Here is a 17,562-nt window from a genome sequence, read left to right as displayed (position 1 = left end):
CTTGGTTGATTGGTTATTTATTAGATTGATGTTTGCTAAAACTTTCCTTCCAGTACGATTCGATATTTTCAAGCGACCGGCCTTTTGTTTCGGGGATCAGCTTCCAGGTGAGCCATAAGGCGGGTGAGCAGCAGATCGCGAAGATCCAGAACGTCCATGATGAGCCGAGGCCCTCCAGCATTACCGGCGTTAACTGGCCCACCAGGAAATTGCCTATCCACAATGAAAGTGTTGCTAAAGCCATGGCCTTGCCCCTGATAGCATTCGGGAAGATCTCCCCGATCACCACCCAGCAAACCGGGCCGAACGAAAATGCAAAGCAGGCTATAAAGGCAAGAATGAAGATCAGGATCCAGGGGCCGGAAGTAAGTCCGGCGGCAAACAGGATCCCAATAACAATTAGTGATAATACTGCGCCTCCAATCCCTACAAATAATAATGGCCTGCGACCCCATTTATCAATAGTAAAAATGGCTACGAACGTAAAGACAACGTTTACCAGCCCAATGGTAACCTGTCCGCCTAAGGCATTATTCAGGGTAAATCCCGCTTGCTCAAGTATTCTTGGCCCGTAATAGATCACCGCATTTATACCACATACCTGCGAAAGGAATGGCAGTAATAACCCTATCCACAGTGCTTTGCGGTAAACCGGTTTAAACAACTCCTTTAAGGAGCCCGCAGCATCATCGTCACCCGTAGCCTTAAAAGCGGCGATCTCGTTTTTGGCGGCATGTGCACCATCAATCTTTGTTAAAATATCCTGTGCCTTTTGTTCCTGCCCCCTCAAGAGTAACCACCTTGGCGACTCGGGAACCATAAACAACGAGATGAGGAACACGGCAGCCGGAAGCGCTCCCAAACCAAGCATGGCGCGCCACACCTCGGCCGAAAAAATCCTGTCCATGCTCCCGCTGCCAAATGAGCCACCGGAATGATTAACGAGGTAAGCATTTGAAAAATAAGCAAGTACAATACCTATGGTTAATGCCAATTGGTAAAGAGAAACCATCATTCCACGGAAGCGGGATGGGGAAAACTCAGAGATATATAGCGGCGATACCATCGACGCTACCCCTATCCCCAGGCCTCCTATCAGCCTGAAAATAATTAGTGTTGTAAACGAATCTGAAAGCATACACCCCAATGCCGAAGCAAGAAATAGAATGGCTGAAAGAATGAGCACAATTTTACGACCGTATTTGTCGCTCAATTTACCTGAGATGCTTACGCCTATGATACAGCCAAGCAGGGCGCAACTCACAAACCACCCTTCATGAATGGCATCAAGGTTAAAATCGTGCTTTACCAGGCTCACGGTGCCCGATATTACAGCTGTATCAAACCCGAATAAAAAACCACCAAGGGCAGCCACCAGGCAAACCAGGTATAAGTAGGTATTGCTCTTTTTTACTGAAATATTCATTGTTGCTGTGCTCATGGTTTATTTTAAAAATGCTTTGATAACTTTTGCCTTACTCTTACCAAGGTTGGTAAGCTTGTAGCCGGTTGCGGCCGCGGGTATCACGAATGTTTCGGCATAAGCGAACTTTCTTTTACTCCCGTCGGCTGTTTCCACTAATACTGAATGACCTTCAACCAGCATCATTACATGGCAGCAATCATTATTTTCGACAGTTACTTCGCTGTCAAAATCAATGCTGTGTACATCGTAAAAATGTTCGGCATGGGTCGGAAGATGAATTAGCTCCCAATCATTGCCCGCGCCAATAACCGATGGTTTGGATATGAGTTCTTCCTTAACTTTTTCGCCCTTCCTGTCAAAGTACAGGTTATTGAATGCATGGTCGATGTTTATCGGGCGCGGGTTGCCGTCCAGGTCAAGCCGCAGCCAGTCGTACATTTTAAAGGTGAATATGTATGGGGTCGCGCTGATCTCCAGCACAAGGTTACCCGCGCCTGCGCTGTGCACCGTGCCGTTAGGAATTAAGAAAAGATCGTGTTTTTTTGCCGGGTGTGATTGCACAAAATCGGTAATGTTAAGCTCAATATTTTCATCCTGGCTCCTTTCCAATTCATTTCGGAATTTTTCAGGTTCGATGTCTTCCTGGAAACCTAAATAAACGTTAGCGTCGGCTTCACAATCAAGTATGTAATAGGTTTCGTCCTGGGTAATAGTTTCACCAAATACATCCTGTATGTATTTAAGGCGCGGATGGCATTGGATGGACAGGTTGCCACCGTCATAGGTATCTAAAAAATCGAAGCGGATCGGGAATTCATGACCAAAATTATCGGCATGTTTGCCAAGCACCTGCCTGTGGTTATGGAACATTAAAAAGTCAAATGAAGCTTCCAGTAACCAGCCATCGCTTTCGAATACCAGGCCATTTTCCGGCACGATCAGTTCGAACGACCATGCGTAATTTACCACGTCCTCATTCACGTTTGGGATATGTTGTTTTAACCATTGCCCGCCCCAGGCTCCCGGCTCGAACCATGGCCTAACCCTGATTGTTGATTTACTTATTTTATTCAGGCCATCCTTAAAATCGGTTGTCAGCATCCAGTTAATATCTGTGGGCCACTGGCCGTCTGCTACTACCGTTATTTTATTTAAATTTTCCTTTTTATGCTGGTTCAATAACACCCAATCAACAAAGTAAAACCGTTTGTACATCAGGAACGGTTCGGCAAGGGTATCGCCCCCAAGGTTATAAACAGAGCCGGCTCTCATCCGGAATTGCAGTTCGTTCTTCGGGAGGTCGATATAAATTACCGGCGCATCCCATTTACATAAAATCGCAGCGGTACCGATTACAATATTGATGTCGCAGGCATTATCGGGCGTTTGCGCACTTAAATCACCCGCCCGGTAAAAGTCCTGTAATTGCAATGTACACCTGGTACCCCATACTGAATCGCCTTCGCCTAAGAATGGCTGTATTAACTCATTAATTTCTTCTGAAGATTTTAAGTAGTCTGAGGTTTTCACCCAGTTTACCTCTAAGCCTTCAGCATTAATTTGTTTTTCAAGCTCCTCAATTATGGTATTATAAAATACACCTTCATACCCATCGATAACTACTGTTTTTTGGGCAACTATCCATTGCGCTAACGAGGCATAGCCATTAAAGATCTTACCGTTTCCAAGATTGGAGACAGGATAAATATCATAAACACCATCGGCTGTATTATAATTGTCCAACCGCGTTGGCATAAGATACTGCGACGATTTGCGCAGCTGTTTTTCTGTCTCGGTTTTGTTAGCAGTGTTATCAGTAGTAGTATTCAAATTCATATTAAATTGTAGTAATGTACATACATATTAATTATCACATAAAAAACCTCAAAGTGAGGATGCCTTGCATGTGTTTCAAGAAAGCTTTAACAAATGGTCTATAATGTTATAATGTACAAACATATAAATAATTTCATTAATCCAAATTATTTATTGAAATATTTAGTAACAGCTCACAAGTGCAGGGAATTACGTTTTAAGCGCCTATAAAACATGTCCAAACAATAAAACTAGTCTGCAAAAATGTTTACTATTGTAAATTATTAAACTGATGAAGTATTCTATCGACCACAAAAGCCCTATCCCGCTTCATGCCCAGGCTGAGACGATTTTAAGGAATTTAATTGCAGATGAAGAATATCAAAACGGCAAGGTATTACCTAACGAGGTTGATTTGGCCAATAAACTCGCCATATCGCGCACAACCTTAAGACAAGCTATCAATAAACTCGTTTTCGAAGGCTTGCTAATCCGCAAAAAGCGTACGGGGACTAAAGTTGCGCAAGGGGCAGTTAGTTCAAAGTCGAACAACTGGCTTAGCTTTTCGCAGGAAATGAAGCTGCGCGGGATCCCGATTAAAAACTTTGAATTGCACGTTAGCTGGGTCTTCCCTGATGAGGCGCTGGCTAATTTTTTTGAAATAAAACCCGACCGGAAAGTCTTGAAAATGGAACGCGTGAGGGGACGTCCTGATGAACCCTTTGTTTATTTCATTTCCTATTTTCATCCGCGGATTGGCTTAACCGGCGACGAGGATTTCAAAAGGCCCCTGTACGAGATGCTTGAAAATGAATATTCGATCATAGCTACCCTATCCAAAGAGGAAATCAGTGCCCATGCAGCAGATACATCGACTGCTAATAAGTTAAGAATCCAAACAGGCGGCCCGGTATTATTTAGAAAACGCTTCGTATTCGACCAGGGAGAGCGGCCAATTGAATATAACCTTGGCTATTATAAGGCGGACAGCTTTGTTTATACCGTAGAAAGCAGGCGGTAGTCCCTTCGGGAATTTCTTTTGCGAAATCCACCACGGCAGCTACTCAGGATCAACATACCGTAACAAAAATTAAGGCATTGCTGGGATTTGTTGTATTTTAGTGCATGCATCACGCCGTAATACAATACACCTGCCTGCTGGTGATCATTCTTTTTGTGGTTATGCTGGCCCAAAAAATCAGGGTCGCCTACCCTATCCTTTTAGTGCTTGTTGGATTACCATTAGGATTTGTGCCTTTTTTGCGCGGTATAGAAATCCAGCCAGACCTTATTTTTGTAATCTTTTTGCCGCCATTACTATACGAGGCAGCCTGGAACACATCATGGAAGGATTTCTGGAAGTGGCGGCGGGTGATCAGCAGCTTCGCCTTCCCGGTGGTTATTCTCACGTCATGTGTGGTAGCTTTTGTATCGGCCGCACTCATCCCGGGGTTTACATTAGCTGCGGGCTTTTTATTAGGCGGTATCGTTTCCCCGCCTGATGCGGTTTCTGCCAGCGCTATTTTAAAAACCATTAAAGTACCCAAACGCTTTGTAACAATTGTGGAGGGCGAAAGCCTGATGAACGATGCCTCCAGCCTTGTGGTCTTCCGGTTTGCGCTGGCGGCAGTGCTTACAGGCACTTTTGCGTTCGGGGCAGCCGCTGCAAGTTTTGTCACTGTAATTGTGTTGGGCATTTTTGTCGGGATAGCGGTGGCGTTGTTTTTTTATGCCATACATCGCTGGTTGCCTACAACCACTAATATGGATGTAGTGCTTACCTTTATCACCCCATATGCAATGTATATGTTGGCTGAACAGCTTCAAGTCTCGGGTGTTTTAGCGGTGGTGAGCGGCGGGCTGTTTTTATCGGTCAGGCGGCAAGAATTCCTATCGCACCGTAGCCGTCTGCAGGGCGTCAATGTCTGGGAAGCCGTTGCCTTTGTACTAAATGGCATCGTATTTATACTGATTGGCCTGGAGTTCCCGGTGGTCATCAAGAATCTTGGAGCGGGCGGATTGAAACTCGCTATTAATTATAGTTTGATCATTACCGGCGTGTTAATTGTCGGCCGTTTTTTATGCACTTATGCCGCAACGATTATTACGATGGTCATGAGCAGGATTATTACCGTGGCTGACCCTAGCCCAGGATGGAGAGCTCCTACCATGCTCGGATGGACGGGCATGCGGGGTGTGGTTTCCCTGGCGGCAGCACTCAGCATCCCATTGACACTGGCTGACGGACAACCCTTTCCTAACAGGGACATGATTTTATTCATCACTTTTACAGTGATACTGGTTACCCTGGTTCTCCAGGGCCTTACACTGCCGCTGGTTGTAAAATGGGTAAACATGCCAGACCCTGACCTGACAATTTCCATGGAGCAACAGCGACAACTGGTAAGGAAAAAGCTGGCACACCTGTCGCTAACTATACTGAATGAAAAGTACAGAGAACTGGTAAAAGGTAACGCGATGATAAAAAGCCTGGTGTCACGTTACAATGCCGATATGGACCTGCTAAAGGATTGGGAGAAAGGTGATAACGAAGCACGGGCCAAAGTTTTTTATAAGGATTACCGCCAGGTAATGGCGCATTTATTAAAGGAGCAACGCGCCTTGCTTCTTATCCTCAATAAGAAGGAGAACATCAGCGACGAACTTGTAAAACAACAATTCGAACTATTGGACCTGGAGGAGGAAAAGCTGCGTCAGCATTTTGAAGCTATTGATTGATAGCATCTTGTCATAAATTCTTCCGAAATAACTCCCCTGCTCAGTATATTTTCCGTTTTATTTTCTTGAGCTCTCACTCGGTGCAAATCACCAGTTGATAAACAACTTAGCCATATACCGCGAATAGCTGCTCAAAGTCATTACTTATCGTTGCGAACCCGATACATAAATATTGTTTCCGTTTATCCTAAACATCTATCACCACTGGATATAAATGCCCCGCTACTATAAACCACCCTATAAATCGGTTATCTCCAACCCGTTAGGCAATCCGATAATTATATTTTTTGAAAAAATAATTTGGATGTATCGAATTTGTTACTACCTTTATTTCAATAACAGAACAGACCAGAACAGAATAACCAATTCAACCAGTTAACCAATTTATCTTTACTCAATTATGAAAAAAAAAGTACCACCTAAAAAATTAGGCTTGATTTCTTTGTGCTGTCTTTTGCTGCTATGCTATCAGCAAGCCACTGCACAAAAAGCCAAAAGCATTACTGGCCATGTTACCGACGAACGTGGTTTAACGTTACCTGGCGTGAGCGTTTTACTCAGTGGAACGTCAGCCGGCACAACTACAGACCAGAATGGCTATTACAAAATCAGCGTTCCTGATAATGCGACCATTGTATTCTCTTATTTAGGATATCTGAAAAAGACAGTTCTGGTCTCCAGTGAATGGAATGGAGACGTCGTGATGGTTATTGACAAGAAATCCGGAGACCTGGGAGAAGTTGTCGTGATCGGCTATGGAACCAGGAAAAAAGCCAACCTTACCGGGGCGGTTAGTACCATTAAAGGCTCGGAGCTTGAGAAATCCCCTGTTGCCAATATTTCCAATTCCCTCGCAGGCGCAGTGTCCGGGCTAATCGTCAATACGCCGAGCGGCGAACCAGGAGCTGACGATGCAACCATATTTATTCGCGGGAAGGGCACGCTGGGCAATACCAGTCCATTGGTCGTGATCGACGGAGTTCCTGACCGGGACTTTAACCGCCTGGATCCGGCGGATATCGAGACCTTTACTGTGCTGAAAGACGCTACCGCGGCAATTTATGGCGCCAGGGCTGCGAATGGGGTAATTTTAATCAGCACGAAAAGAGGCACAGCGGGCAAATCAACATTTTCATTTACCTCAAACTTTTCACTCTCACAGCCAACAAGGGTACCAAAAATGCTTAGTTCATGGGAGTATGCACAGTCGGCGAATGAATATAATGAATTGGTGGGCCAGCAACCGCAGTATACCGCTGATGACATACAAAAGTACAAGGATGGTTCAGACCCGCTTGGGCATCCGAACACCGATTGGTGGAAGGCATTAATGAAGACGTGGGCCACCCAAACGAATAATACACTGTCACTCAGGGGCGGATCCGATAAGATTAAATATTTTATATCCGGCCAGCATTTGTACCAGAACAGTATGTACAATAGTGGCACGGATTATTATAAAAATGATAACGCTCGCGCGAACGTAGACATTGCGGCTACGGATAATTTTAAAATAAGCCTCGACGTAATGTACAGAGCTGAACACAGAACCGGTGAAGCGCCGGGTTATGATGCCAACGCTATATTCAGCCAGCTTTGGACTGCCTACCCGTACCTGATTCCTGTATATCCTAATGGTAAGGTGGGTGTTGGCATTGGCGGTGGCCCCGGCAATAGCATGGTCTATGTACTAAATGGCGATCTCGGCACCACAAATTACGATTATGATTACCTGCAAACCAAAGCGTCATTCAACTGGGCGCTGTCGAAAATAACCCCCGGCCTACATTTGGATGGTTATTATTCATATGACTTAAACATAAACCGGTATAAGGGATTTGATGCAACACCACCTCCTGCGTATAGTTATAACACTGCTACCCAAACTTATACAGAGGTTACGTCTACCGTACCTCCTGATTTGACCCTTAGCAATACGTTGAACTACAGCAGGCTAACAAACATTAAGTTGGGATATGAGCGTAAGTTTAATAAAAGTTCGATCGAGGCATTTGTTGCTTATGAGCAGCAGCAACAAACATTTAATGAACTGGATGCCTACCGCACAGGCTTCCTGAGTAATACTGTCCAGGAATTATTTGCCGGCAGCACGGTTGGTGAGACAAATAACTCTGCCACCACTACATTTGCCCGGCAAAATTATCTTAGCCGAATCTCGTATAACTACGATAATAAATATTTACTGGATTATAATATGCGTTATGATGGGTCTCCAAACTTTCCTGCCGGCAAACGGTTCGGGTTTTTCCCGTCACTATCCGGAGCCTGGCGAATTTCCCAGGAGAGCTTCTTCCATTCATCAGTAGTTGATGACTTGAAGCTAAGAGGGTCCTGGGGTAAAACCGGGAACGACGCGGTGGATGCCTTTCAATATATACAAACGTATAATTTGCAGGCTGGCCGGTTATCCCAGTATCTTGGCGCCGGTTATTTTTACGGCCCCAGCGCGGTGCAGGTTCCCGGGTTCACACTTGGCCCAACACCTAATCCAAACATCACCTGGGAGGTTGCCACTACAACCAACCTTGGTTTAGATATGCAGCTGTTTCATTCCTTATCTGCAAGCATTGATGTATTCCGATCCATGCGCAATAACATTCTTGTAAAGCCAAGCGCTGCAATTCCGGATTATACCGGCCTGACCCTACCTGATGAAAATCTTGGAAAAGTACAAAACAAAGGCATAGAGTTAGACCTGGGTTATAGCAAAAAAGTTAGCGATAATTTTTCCTACAATATTAATGGAAATATGACCTATGCGGTAAATAAAGTGATATACGAAGCAGAACCAGCTAATGTTCCGGGCTACCAGAAGGCCACGGGTCATCCTATCGATTCCTATCTCTTATACCAGGCTGACAGAATATTTCAAAACACCGCCGAGCTGAATGCATATCCTCATCCAACTGGTACGGGAGTGGGTGATATTAGGTACAAGGATGTGAATGGAGATAATGTGATTAATCAACTCGACGAGGTGAGAACTAACTTATCACACACACCTGAAATGCTTTTTGGCTTAACCCTCGGCGGTAAGTATAAAAACTTTGATTTTACGATCTTTTTCCAGGGACAGGCAATGGCAAAGGCCATTTTGATGCCTGGTGGTTTAAATATGGCTGAGCAATTCTTTACTGATCGCTGGCAGAAGGAAGGGGATACTACCTATCCACGCACCTTCAATGGAGCGTCAGAAAGAAGTTACGGGTCAAATACCTATGCATCCACGTTCTGGTTAAAAAACGATGCCTTTGTACGATTGAAGAATGTTGAATTCGGATATAGTCTTCCGAAAAACCTTCTCAGTAAAATTAATGTGAAGTCAGCCAGGGTTTTCGTTAGCGGAAACAATTTGTTTTCCATAGATAGTTTTGGGCCATCATTCGATCCGGAGAGTGCGAGCGGTACGGTAAATTATGGTAAATACTATCCGCAGCAGAGAATTATCAATTTAGGCGCAAACGTTACATTCTAAAAATAGAGACATGAAAAAATTATGTATAATGATAATTTCAATACTTGTTCTCTTTGCAGGGATATCCTGTAAAAAAGTATTGGACCTAAAGCCTACGGGTTCCTTTTCATCGGATAACGTATGGAGGGATCCTGCCCTTATCCAGGTGTTTGTAAATCAAATATATAAAGAATCGGTTTTTGCCTTTAAGGATGGTGGATTCGGGTGGGGCTCGCAAACAGACGAGTTATATAGTAACTTTAACTGGTGCTCCGAAAACACTTATACACTGGGACAGGAAACCCCGGATAACCAGGGCAGCTCGTTTCCGTTGAACTACAGCTCAACTCTTAACTACTGGACTACTTTATACAGTACCATCCAAAAAACGAACCTATTCTTTCAAAATATTGGGCAGGCGGATACCGTAGGTGCAGGGCAGGCCATAAATAATCTAAAAGGTGAAGTGCATTTTTTGAGGGGTCTGTGCTATTTCGAATTATTGAAGCGCTTCGGCGGAGTACCGCTGATTACCAAGGTTTACACAACTAATGATAATACATTCACTGATGCAAGAGCGACCTGGGAACAGACACGGGATTTTATCCTGAGTGATATTAGCGCTGCGGCGGCGATATTACCCAAAGTTTATGCAAACAGCGGGGACTATGGAAAAGCAACCCTGGGTGCAGCTTTGGCGCTTAAATCACGTTTATTGTTATACGCAGCAAGCCCGGAATACAATACAGCCAACGATGTATCCCGGTGGCAGTCGGCGGCCGATGCAGCAAAGGCTGTAATTGACCTGGGTGTTTATAGCCTGTACGGAAATGCAGCTACTTATAACACTATTTTCACCGACAACTTTAACAGCGAGGTGATTTTCTCACGTGTGTTTAGCCCAACTGTTCAGGAAGACAGGTACAATACGCTTTACCGGGACCTTAGCCCGAACGGCTACAACGGCTATAGTGCTTATAACGTACTGGAGCAAATGGTTGAAGATTTCGACATGGCCGACGGTACTCCTTTTGCCTGGACTAATCCCGTTACCAATCCTTACCTGAACAGGGACCCGCGCTTTTACGCCGACATCCTGTATAATGGTGCGCCGTTCCAGAACCGAACAGCTCAATTTTACGAAGGCGGGCTTGATTCAAAAGAGAGTGCGCTGTCGCCATGGAACGCATCAAAAACCGGTTACACGATCAGGAAAATGATTGATGCCAGTTACAATTTTAATATCCAGCCTTATAGCGGCTGCCAATGGGTTGCTTTCAGGCTAAGTGAGATGTACCTAAATTATGCAGAAGCAGAGGCAGAACTTGGCAACAGCGGACAAGCTTTACTTTATCTGAATAAAATAAGAGAAAGAGTAGGTATGCCGGATGTGACTGGTTCAGGAACTGCGCTGATCGACCTGGTGCGTCATGAAAGAAGAATAGAGTTATGTTTTGAAGGACACCGCTATTTCGATATCCGCAGATGGGGCATCGCTGATATTGGTTCAAAGGATGCATTAGGAATCACCATCACACCTGTTCCTGCTAATTCCACTACCAATTTTACTTATCAAATATTTACAACCCAGAAAAGGGTTTGGTTGCCGGCTTCTTATTATTATCCTATCCCCCGCAAGGAGATACAGATTGATCCGTCGATCAAACAAAACCCCGGTTATAATTAAGATAAATAATAAAACAACACAAAAAAGGCAGCATATGGCTGCCTTTTTTTAATTTGGCTAAAATTAAGCGTTTTTAATGGATAGAATTTTTGAAGAAATAAGGAAGCTGGCCGAAATACCCTCTTATTCGAAGCATGACAGGTTCGTTCAGGGGATCATCAATTCCATTGACGAAAAAATAATCGGGCAGGATGAAGTGTTACCTTCAGTAAATAAATTAATTAAGGAACTTGGTTTTTCACGGGAAACTATTGTAAAGGGATATAAAGACCTGATAAGCCGCGGCATTGTGGAAGCTAAAAACAGGCTTGGATATTTTGTCGGTAATGGAAATACGGGTCAAACCCAAAATGTAGCGCTTTTAATGTACAACCTTGATACTTTCGAGGAGCAATTTTATAGGAACTTCAGGCATGAATTGGGCCCGAATGTGCAGCTGACTACCTATTTTCACCATGGCAACATTGAAATTTTTGAAACAATTTTATTGCAGATAAGGGGTAAATATGGCATGTATGTAGTAGCGCCAATTCCAAATCCTAAGTCAAAGGAATTATTGGAAACAATCCCCCGTAATAAATTCCTGATGTTTGACCGCTATGAACCGCTGGATGGTGAATTCAATCACATTACCCAGGAGTTCGAAGATGCTTCTTACCAGGTGTTTTCCAAACTGGCGCCCAGGATAAAGCAATTTGATGAGTTTATATTTTATCATTCTCAAAATTCTTTGGACCCAAAGGAAATTGTACGGTCATTTAAAAAATTTCTGAAGGATTTTGAAATCAATGGGCGTATTGAGGAAGAATATGTTCCCGGATCCGTCGAAAAGGGTAAGGTATATTTCACCCTCGATAACTTTGCCTTATGGCAGATCATGCGTGATTGCAAGACCAAAAAGCTAAAACCCGGTAAAGATCTGGGTGTACTGTCGCATAACGATGAACCGGCCAAGGAAATTATTGGCATCACCACCTTTTCTGCCGATTTCTCAAATATGGGAAAAATGGCGGGTGAGGCTGTTTTATCCAGGAAAAAAATACAATTGACCGTTCCGATGATCTTATTTGGCAGGCATACACTTTAGGCGTTCGTCATGAATCCTATAATGATCATCGGCTTTCTTTTTTTTACCGGGATCGTCGTTTTCACTTCATGGTACAAATCAAGGCGAAACAAGGTTAGCACCTTAAACGGGTTATTTTTTGCAAACAGAAATCTCGGCTTTTTATTGGTAGGCGGTGGCCTGTTATTTACCAATATCAATACAGCCTCGATTATTGGAGAAAATGAACTAACCTACACCAAAAATATGACTGTGATGGCCTGGGGTATCACCTCGGTTCTGGCCATGTTGATCGTTTCAGAATTTTCAATGCCATTGTACCTCAAACTTGGTATTGCTACCACACCTGACTACCTCACCGCGCGGTACGGATTAGGTACCGGAAAACTAGTATCCTTTATATTTTTGATCAGCTATATTATCAACTTGCTCCCGTCCTTATTATATGGTGGAGCCATTGCCTTTAATGGATTATTTCATTTTTCGGATGTTTGGAAAACCGACTATTGGGCCACCATCTGGATCCTGATCTGGGTCATGGGTACAATTGGCTGCTTATTTTCCATGCTGGGAGGATTAAAAGCGATCACGATATTGGATATCCTGCTTGGCATTGGTTTCTTTACGGGAGGGCTTTTATTGCCTATTTTTGGATTAAAATACCTGGGACATGGGAGTTTCCTCCAAGGTTTGCACACGGTCCTAACTTTACACAAAGAGCACCTAAACAGTATCGGCTCACCCTCCGACCCTATCCCATTTAGTACTTTGTTCACCGGCATGTTATTAGTGAATCTTTATTACTGGGGTACCGAACAATATATTGTTCAACAGGTGCTGGCCTCAAAAGATTTGAAGACCTCTCAGAAGGGTATTGCTGTTGCATGTTTTGGAAAGCTTATTTCTCCTTTGGTGCTGAATATACCTGGCCTGATTGCAGTCCACATCTTTACCAAAATGCACAATACAGCAGAAGCGTTTCCCAGGCTGGATAGCCTTGTTTCGCCTCCTTTTATAGCAGGGTTTATTGCGGCTGTAATTTTTGTAGCGGCCTTAACAACCTTTAATGCAGGCCTCAACAGCTCGAGCACCTTGTTTGTGTTGAATATTTACAAGCCGTGGTTGGCAAAAAAATCCAGATCGGTTCCTGAAATTGAATTGGTAAGAACAGCTAAAAGATTCGAAATCATCGTTTGCCTTGCGGCAATGTTTATTGCGCCTTTTATCATCTTCGCCAAACACGGGTTTTACACGTATATTCAAATTGTTAATGGATTTTTTAATGTGCCTATTTTTACCATCATGTTTATGGGGTTCATTACAAAAAGAGTCCCTGCAATAGCGGCGAAAATCGGGTTGGCCTTTTTCATTGTCTCCTATGGTTTAACCCAATTGGTTTTTGATTTACACATCCATTTTCTTCATATCCTGGCCATCTTATTTGTATTAACCTGCGGCATTATGCTACTTATCGGGAAACTTTATCCAATGCCCGTTCCTTACACACAAAGGTTAAATAACCTGGTTGATTTAAAGCCCTGGAAAAACCGGCATTTTTTTACCGGCATCTTATTGTTAATGATGATCCTGATGTTTATTTTATTTTCTCCGCTTATGCTGGCAAAATAAATTTGCATCGTTACTTGAAAATTTCTATTTTTATTAAATATAACAGAATAGAACAGAACAGAAACTATACTATTATAAGAATGCTTTTTCTGTCACTTTTGATTCGGCTTATTGAACCGGGTTGAATGCACCAATTATTTTTATAAATCTAAATTTATTAAGAACAAACTACTATTTATCATGTACTTATTTAAATACAAAGCAGCTTTAACCCTGCTAATACTCTGTATATGTTCTTTTGCGAATGTCATTGCCCAGCAAAAAGGCGTGTCTTTTACCTCATCCGATAAGGACCTTGAGCGGGCATTTAATTGGGCAAGAGAAATGGCGCTGCATTATAAAGGCAAGGCAGGTGATCCCGTTGGCCCATGGTATGAATCTGCCCTTCCGCCGAGGGATGCATTTTGTATGAGGGATGTATCGCATCAGTGCATAGGCGCGGAAATATTAGGGTTAAGTCGTGAAAACAATAATATGTTTAACCTATTTGTAAGTAATATTTCTGCTTCAAAAAACTGGTGTTCTTACTGGGAAATCAATAAATACTCGAAACCCGCACCGGAAGACTACAGGAATGATAAAGAGTTCTGGTATAACTTGCCTGCCAATTTTGATTTATTATATGCCACCCACAGGCTGTACCTATGGACTGGTGATAAGCATTATATCAGTGATCCGGCTTATGTTCGTTTCCAGCAGAAATCTGTTGGAGAATATATAGATAGCTGGGTGCTTTCGGCCGATTCCCTATTGAAAAGACCTGCCCATCCTAACGCACCAGTTCCATATAATGAGGGTGATTCCTTCCATCGTTGTCGTGGCCTACCCTCCTACTCTGAAGGCGTAGCTAATTTGAAGACAGGAGTAGACCTGGTAGCGGCTCTATACAGGGGACTGCTAACTTATTCGGAGATCCTGTCTGAAAAAGGCCGGAAAAAGGAAGCTGCCTTGTATGCCAAAAAAGCGGAACAATACCGGCAGCGCCTGGAGGCGGACTGGTGGGATGAGAAAGAAGCGCGCTACTATTCTTATTTAAGCAATGACGGTAAATTCGGCAAGGAAGAGGGTGAACCTTTTTTGCTTTGGTTTGATGCCTTGAAGGACAGTACCCGAATAAGGAAGACCATTGCGCATATTGCTTCAAAAAACTGGAACATGGAAAACACTTCCTACCTACCTCTTGTATTCTATAAAAACGGTTATTGGGATAAAGCGCGGGAATATATTCTTTACCTTTCGGACCCTGCCACTGCCAGGCGGGAATATCCCGAGGTTTCCTTTGGTGTGATTGAAGGGATCGTCCAGGGGCTAATGGGCATTACACCTGATGCACCGGGCGCCACAATCAGCACTATCTACAAATCAAACGGAACAGGCAATGCAGTAATTAATCAATTGCCCCTTTTGCATACAACGATAGATTTGGCCCATATAAGCAAACAGCAATCGGTCATAAAAAACACAGGGCAGCAACCATTCAAATGGAAAGCTATGTTTTATGGCGCTTATAAGCGGGCTTATCTGAATGGAAACCTGCTTCCTTTAAAAAAAGGGACCGATCAGCAGCAAAGAGAAATTTCGATTGTGGAAACAACTGTAAAGCCTGGTGAGAAGGCAGACATAAAAGTGGTATACTAATTCGCAAGCCTTATCTATTACATTTATGAAAGTCTACAAAATCAAGGTTCCTTTAATTTTACTTGTTCTATTTGCTCAAATTTCACTGAGGGCCCAGCAAATAGCATTACCCAAACAAACCGACAGGTGGCATATTGAACATAATGGAAGCATTACCTGGAACATCGGAGACAGGATCCCACATGCCGATCATATCGAAATGTCTGGCGAAAAAGTTTCCTTGTGGGTAGCTTACTCCATTGATAGTTCAGGTATTTCCAAAATCAGCCGGACCGTAGTTTTCCCAACATTCCGGATGCTCCCTGATGATACAAGGAGCCATATCAGCTTCACTTTTAATGACAATGAACTACCCCGGATTTATATTAATAACCAACTGCTCAGAACGGATATTTCCCAAAAAGAGGAGAATAATACACTTGCATTTCGGGTAAAAAGCATCAATCAGCATGGCATTATGCGCATTATGGCTGAGGTAGGGAACCCTGCACAGGTGAAAATTGAGCGCAGCCTGTTCCCTTCGGTTAAAAAGCCAATGGCTATTGAAGAGTTTAAACTGACCAACATCAGCGACAAGCCGGTAACTGTATCCATGGAAAAATTGATCCGCGAAGTGACTACAGATTCCATCAGGAGCAAGTCTTCACCGCATACAGTTATCATGAAGTCCGTTAATGAGGGCAGTCGCATATTACAGGCCGGAGGATCAACCATTTTTTCTGTTTGTTATTTGGCTACTGATCATCCCTCTTCCTCACTGCCTGTTTACCCGGAGGAGGAAGAAAAGGCAAGAGCGAACCGGATATCCGAAATTTTGGCGCCTTTGCAGTTAGAAACACCCGACACGATATTAAATACGGAATTTGCCTTTGCTAAAATACGCGCAACCGAAAGTATTTATAAAACAAAGGGTGGGTATATGCATAGTCCGGGCGGCCTGTCATATTATGCGGCTATCTGGGCTAACGACCAGGCTGAATATGTAAGTCCATACTTTGCTTTTTCGGGCGATAGCATAGGTAACTTGTCTGCAATGAATTGTTATAGGCTGTTTGCCCGCTATATGAACGCCGATTACAAGCCGATCCCAAGTTCAATAGTCGCGGAAGGTGATGCGTTCTGGAATGGCGCCGGCGACCGGGGGGATCAGGCAATGATCGCTTATGGCGCATCAAGATATGCCCTTGCCTATGGCAATGCTGATTCTGCAAAAGTTTTATGGCCATTAATAACCTGGTGCCTGGAATATAGCCGCAGACATATCAATGAACAGGGGGTTGTAACGTCCGATGCTGATGAGTTGGAAGGCCGGTTCCCGGCAGGAAAGGCCAACCTTTCTACCAATTGCTTATACTATGATGCCCTGGTTTCAGCCGCCCTGCTTGGCAAACAATTACATATGCCCGATAATCAAATTGTACCTTATACCAAAGAGGCCAATCAACTTAAAATTAATATTGACAGGTATTTTGGGGCCACTATAGAGGGGTATAAGACTTACAAATACTATGAAACCAATTCCGTTTTGCGGGCATGGATCTGTATGCCTTTAGCTATGGGAATATATGACCGCAGTAAGGGGACTATCGAAGCGCTATTTTCTCCAAAGCTTTGGACGGCAGATGGTTTGGCTACGCAGGAGGGTGAAAATACATTCTGGGACCGGGCAACACTGTATGCCCTTCGCGGTGTGTTACAGGCCGGAGCAACAGAAACAGCGATGACCTTTCTGAAATATTACTCCCGCCGCAGGTTATTGGGAGAACACGTACCCTATCCTGTAGAGGCTTATCCTGAAGGCAATCAAAGACAGCTTTCTGCAGAAAGTGGCTTATATTGCCGGATATTTACAGAGGGGCTGTTTGGAATTAGGCCAACCGGGTTTAATAGTTTTAATTGCACGCCCAGGTTGCCCGATAATTGGAACCAAATGACGTTACGTCATATTCATTCCTTTGGGGCAGACTTTGATTTGAAAATTTCAAGGCAGACAAATAGGAAAATATTGGTTAGTGTTTCAAAAGGAAACAAACAGCATACTTATACACTTTCAAACGGGGGTACGGCGCATATTCAATTATAATTTA

General features: G+C 43.6%; 10 protein-coding genes. 8 read left to right on the top strand and 2 right to left on the bottom strand.

Annotated features, from left to right (window positions below; genetic code table 11):
• Nucleotides 1-13: 13 nt before the first annotated feature.
• Together KXD93_RS01335 and KXD93_RS01330 are read right to left on the bottom strand one after the other, a co-directional pair.
• Nucleotides 14-1,441 carry a sugar porter family MFS transporter gene (locus KXD93_RS01335; protein ID WP_258135056.1) on the bottom strand — a complete coding sequence of 476 codons (1,428 nt, stop codon included), beginning with the start codon at nucleotides 1,439-1,441 and terminating at the stop codon, nucleotides 14-16.
• A 3-nt stretch (nucleotides 1,442-1,444) separates the two neighbouring features.
• Nucleotides 1,445-3,262 (bottom strand): class I mannose-6-phosphate isomerase, encoded by a 1,818-nt coding sequence (locus KXD93_RS01330; RefSeq protein WP_258135055.1) that lies wholly within the window; start codon nucleotides 3,260-3,262, stop codon nucleotides 1,445-1,447.
• 271 nt (nucleotides 3,263-3,533) lie between these two features.
• On the opposite strand from KXD93_RS01330, the gene KXD93_RS01325 reads away from it, so the two are divergent.
• The 8 genes from KXD93_RS01325 (at nucleotide 3,534) to KXD93_RS01290 (ending at nucleotide 17,558) form a co-directional block, all read left to right on the top strand.
• Nucleotides 3,534-4,262, top strand: a complete 729-nt coding sequence (locus KXD93_RS01325) for a GntR family transcriptional regulator (protein ID WP_258135054.1) — start codon at nucleotides 3,534-3,536, stop codon at nucleotides 4,260-4,262.
• Nucleotides 4,263-4,366: 104 nt separating this feature from the next.
• Complete coding sequence (locus KXD93_RS01320; protein ID WP_258135053.1) at nucleotides 4,367-5,980, top strand: Na+/H+ antiporter; 1,614 nt, start codon at nucleotides 4,367-4,369, stop codon at nucleotides 5,978-5,980.
• Between the two features lie 400 nt (nucleotides 5,981-6,380).
• On the top strand, nucleotides 6,381-9,476 hold the full coding sequence (locus KXD93_RS01315; protein WP_258135052.1) for a SusC/RagA family TonB-linked outer membrane protein: 3,096 nt from the start codon (nucleotides 6,381-6,383) through the stop codon (nucleotides 9,474-9,476).
• 10 nt (nucleotides 9,477-9,486) lie between these two features.
• Complete coding sequence (locus KXD93_RS01310) at nucleotides 9,487-11,142, top strand: RagB/SusD family nutrient uptake outer membrane protein (RefSeq protein WP_258135051.1); 1,656 nt, start codon at nucleotides 9,487-9,489, stop codon at nucleotides 11,140-11,142.
• Nucleotides 11,143-11,218: 76 nt separating this feature from the next.
• Nucleotides 11,219-12,229, top strand: a complete 1,011-nt coding sequence (locus KXD93_RS01305; protein WP_258135050.1) for a GntR family transcriptional regulator — start codon at nucleotides 11,219-11,221, stop codon at nucleotides 12,227-12,229.
• A gap of 9 nt (nucleotides 12,230-12,238) precedes the next feature.
• On the top strand, nucleotides 12,239-13,837 hold the full coding sequence (locus KXD93_RS01300) for a solute:sodium symporter family transporter (RefSeq protein WP_258135049.1): 1,599 nt from the start codon (nucleotides 12,239-12,241) through the stop codon (nucleotides 13,835-13,837).
• 180 nt (nucleotides 13,838-14,017) lie between these two features.
• Nucleotides 14,018-15,475 carry a hypothetical protein gene (locus KXD93_RS01295; protein WP_258135048.1) on the top strand — a complete coding sequence of 486 codons (1,458 nt, stop codon included), beginning with the start codon at nucleotides 14,018-14,020 and terminating at the stop codon, nucleotides 15,473-15,475.
• A gap of 25 nt (nucleotides 15,476-15,500) precedes the next feature.
• Nucleotides 15,501-17,558, top strand: a complete 2,058-nt coding sequence (locus KXD93_RS01290; protein ID WP_258135047.1) for a hypothetical protein — start codon at nucleotides 15,501-15,503, stop codon at nucleotides 17,556-17,558.
• Nucleotides 17,559-17,562 lie beyond the last annotated feature (4 nt).

Origin of the sequence: Mucilaginibacter phenanthrenivorans (genome assembly GCF_024721155.1) — a bacterium.
In the GTDB taxonomy this organism is placed as follows: domain Bacteria; phylum Bacteroidota; class Bacteroidia; order Sphingobacteriales; family Sphingobacteriaceae; genus Mucilaginibacter; species Mucilaginibacter phenanthrenivorans.
The sequence above is the reverse complement of the archived record's forward strand: the minus strand, read 5'-3'. Positions and strand labels throughout refer to the sequence as shown.